Genomic DNA, 3,085 nt, shown 5'->3' with positions numbered 1-3,085 from the left:
CAACGCCGTAATGGTTTAAAGTTAATCCACTATACAAACTCAAAAATTCCCCGCCTCCAGATTTAGAGCTTCATAACAGCAGCCTCACAGCCACTCACTCATACACAATACCGGCAACCAATTCTTCTTCATTCAAATTGCCGTACTGCTGCTCCCAATCATGCGAAGCCTCAACCGTATCACACTCGCGCGCAAATACTTGCTGCTGCCCGTTCATATTTTCCAAAACCAAATTATTCAACTGCTCGCACTCTTGTGCCGAAACGCTGATATCAGATTGATGCGCTTGCGAATAGCTGAAAGGAAACGCCAAAAAACCCAATACAAAAGCAGTCAGAACCAACCAAGCATTTTTACGATAACGAGTCATTTTCACAGCCTCCAACAAAATCTAAAACACATTCAAATAAAACATAATTCAGTCTAAAAAATCAGATTAATCAGAATAAAGCATCAAAACCGAGATACAAATTAAAAATAAAAGTATTTTTGAACCGAAATTATTCGATTAATCTAACAATAAGCACATAATACTCAGAAAAAACAAAAACAGCAATACTTTTTCTTAGCATAACTAATATTTTTCTTACAATTTGATAAAAACTAAGGTAAAATACACATTAACCATTCAAAGTGTATTAAAAATCACACTTAAACCAAAGGAACAACATGGATACCTTTAAAGACAGACTGGCTTTTCTATGGAAAGATGAAGCACGACAAGCCAAAATCGCGGCCGATATCGATATGACCATCGCCGGCTTCAGCCGCATCTGGAACGAGGGCGGATTACCCAAATCCGAAACCCTGAAAAAAATCAAACAGCTCAAAGGATGCAGCATAGACTGGCTTCTGACGGGAGAAGGAGAGCCGTTTCCCAATACCGAGCCGCCTAAAGCCACCGCTTACGACACTTTGGGCAATCCGGTCGATATTGACGAATTTATCTTCGTTCCGCGCTACGACATCCATGCCGCCGCAGGACACGGACAGCTTGTCGGCGATGAAAAACCCATGTTTACCATGGCATTCCGCCGTTACTGGATTGAAAACTACGTTACCCGCGACACCAAAAACCTGTCGGTCATTTCCGTCAAAGGCGACTCTATGGAAGGCGTCCTGAACGACGGGGATACCATCCTCATCAACCGCAGCGAAACCACCCCGCGCGATGGGTTATATGTTCTGCGTATCAATGAAAATCTTTTGGTGAAACGGCTGCAAGTCATACCCGGCGGCATCGTCAACGTCATCTCCGCCAACGAAGCCTATCCGGCCTTTGAAATCGATTTAAACAAAATGACCGAAGATGTTGCCATCATCGGCCGCGTGGAATGGTTTGGACGGATTATCTGATCTGCGTTGTATTCAGACGACCTGAATTCATGTTTTCCTATTTTTTAACAGGACGGACGGTGTAAAGGCTGTCCGCCTGCCTATTGAAATTTTTCGAGATTGCAGCCATGTAAGCGGTTGACAGATATTGCCGCCCGACCCGCAACACCCTCTTCTTGCTTCAAGAATCCGTTTGCGCGACAATACTGGCAATATTTATATAAAAGGAATCACATCATGTCAGACGAAAGCCCTATCATTTTTACAGAAAGCTGCTGCACCAAAGTAGCTGATTTAATTGCCGAAGAAAACAATCCCGACTTGAAACTGCGCGTATTCGTCAACGGCGGCGGCTGCTCAGGCTTCCAATACGGTTTTACCTTTGACGAAATCAAAAACGATGACGATTTTGAAATCCAAAAAAACGGGCTGACTTTCTTGGTCGATCCGATGAGCTATCAATATTTGGTCGGCGCGGAAATCGACTACACCGAAAGCCTGCAAGGTTCCCAATTCGTTATCCGCAATCCGAATGCGGAGACCACTTGCGGTTGCGGTTCTTCATTTTCCGTCTAATACGCCGTTTTCTAAAAAAGGCCGTCTGTTCACTCAGGCGGCCTTTTAGATTGATATGCTTTCAAAGCAATAACATCTATCTTATAATTCATAGTTCCATTTGGTAATATTCATTAATATACTATAATCGGTCAGAATCGGGCATTTATACTATTTCAGCCGAATAAAATACCCTTTATCCTTCGGTTAAGACAAATAGACGAATAATAATCTATACTTTATAACAAAACCGACACTAAATACCTGCCTTCAAATAACAAAGCAGGATTTTATATCTCATGGGATCACAATGAAGAAACAAGATAAACTTTACGACGTTTATGTTTCTTATCCGCCGGATGTCGATCGCGAGCGCATCAACGCCTGCTTGTACGATAATCTGCCGGAAAAAGAAGCCGAAGATTTGGTTCAAGCGCTTGCCGAACGTCCGCAAGCCATTATTGCCGAGAACTGCACCCAAGACGAACGTGAAAACGCCCAACAATATTTCAATTATTTGGGATTGGATGTCATCGTCCGCCAATCGATGGAATTGGAGCTGGATCTCAGCGGTGAAGAACAGGAAGAAGCGGCTCCTGAAATCCGCCAGTGTCCCGTATGTTTGACCCTGATTGAGGATCACGAGGCGACGGAATGTCCCGTCTGCCATTTCCACCTTGCCAGCGCAACCGAGCAAATCATCCAGCGCAAGCGCATCGAATGGCAGGAACGGGTGGCGTTTGAGCATAAAAAACAAGCGGAAATCGCCCATAAGCTGCAAATTGAAAAAGAGCGTGAAGAAAAACTCCTGCGCAAACAAATCCGCTCAGAACTGGAAAGCAAACTCCGCCAAGAATTGGGTGAAGATCCCCAATTGGCTGCTTTGCAATCCAAAAAGAACACTTATATCCTGATCAGCGTATTGGGTATTCTTGCCATGTTCGGCTTGGTGGCTGCCGGATACCTTGCCGCCAAGTTCCTGTAAAACGGAAATAACGCGATTAAGTCGATTAAGTTTAAATTAGGACAAGGCGGCGAAACCGCAGACAGTACAAATCGTACGAAACCGATTTTTTAAGGTGCTTCAACACTTTAGAAAATGCCTCTCCGCGAGCTGAAGTGAGGGCAACACCCTACCAGTTTAAACTTGATGCACCCTCAATCTGAGACCTTTGCAAAATTCCCCAAAATCCCC

4 protein-coding genes are annotated in these 3,085 nt (G+C 44.1%); 3 read left to right on the top strand and 1 reads right to left on the bottom strand.

Annotated features, from left to right (window positions below; genetic code table 11):
- Window positions 1-94 precede the first annotated feature (94 nt).
- Entirely contained in the window at window positions 95-370 is a 276-nt protein-coding gene (locus HMPREF2726_RS03700; RefSeq protein ID WP_003758370.1) for a hypothetical protein, read from the bottom strand.
- Window positions 371-669: 299 nt separating this feature from the next.
- Here HMPREF2726_RS03700 and HMPREF2726_RS03695 point away from each other — a divergent pair, with 299 nt between their 5' ends.
- From HMPREF2726_RS03695 to HMPREF2726_RS03685, 3 genes are all read left to right on the top strand, one after another.
- Window positions 670-1,356 carry a S24 family peptidase gene (locus HMPREF2726_RS03695; RefSeq protein ID WP_003758368.1) on the top strand — a complete coding sequence of 229 codons (687 nt, stop codon included), beginning with the start codon at window positions 670-672 and terminating at the stop codon, window positions 1,354-1,356.
- 216 nt (window positions 1,357-1,572) lie between these two features.
- On the top strand, window positions 1,573-1,911 hold the full coding sequence (gene erpA / locus HMPREF2726_RS03690) for an iron-sulfur cluster insertion protein ErpA (RefSeq protein ID WP_003758366.1): 339 nt from the start codon (window positions 1,573-1,575) through the stop codon (window positions 1,909-1,911).
- 289 nt (window positions 1,912-2,200) lie between these two features.
- Window positions 2,201-2,875: a hypothetical protein gene (locus tag HMPREF2726_RS03685; RefSeq protein ID WP_003758364.1), complete on the top strand. Its 675-nt coding sequence runs from the start codon at window positions 2,201-2,203 to the stop codon at window positions 2,873-2,875.
- Window positions 2,876-3,085: the final 210 nt, after the last annotated feature.

It is taken from the genome of Neisseria sp. HMSC074B07 (genome assembly GCF_001810355.1).
GTDB lineage: Bacteria > Pseudomonadota > Gammaproteobacteria > Burkholderiales > Neisseriaceae > Neisseria.
Note: the sequence above shows the minus strand (reverse complement) of the source record. Positions and strands in the feature narration are given on the sequence as shown.

Excerpts from the sequence above, each read along its gene's own strand:
- HMPREF2726_RS03700 (WP_003758370.1), bottom strand. The coding sequence starts at position 370 with ATGACTCGTTATCGTAAAAATGCTTGGTTGGTTCTGACTGCTTTTGTA.
- HMPREF2726_RS03695 (WP_003758368.1), top strand. The coding sequence starts at position 670 with ATGGATACCTTTAAAGACAGACTGGCTTTTCTATGGAAAGATGAAGCA.
- erpA (WP_003758366.1), top strand. The coding sequence starts at position 1,573 with ATGTCAGACGAAAGCCCTATCATTTTTACAGAAAGCTGCTGCACCAAA.
- HMPREF2726_RS03685 (WP_003758364.1), top strand. The coding sequence starts at position 2,201 with ATGAAGAAACAAGATAAACTTTACGACGTTTATGTTTCTTATCCGCCG.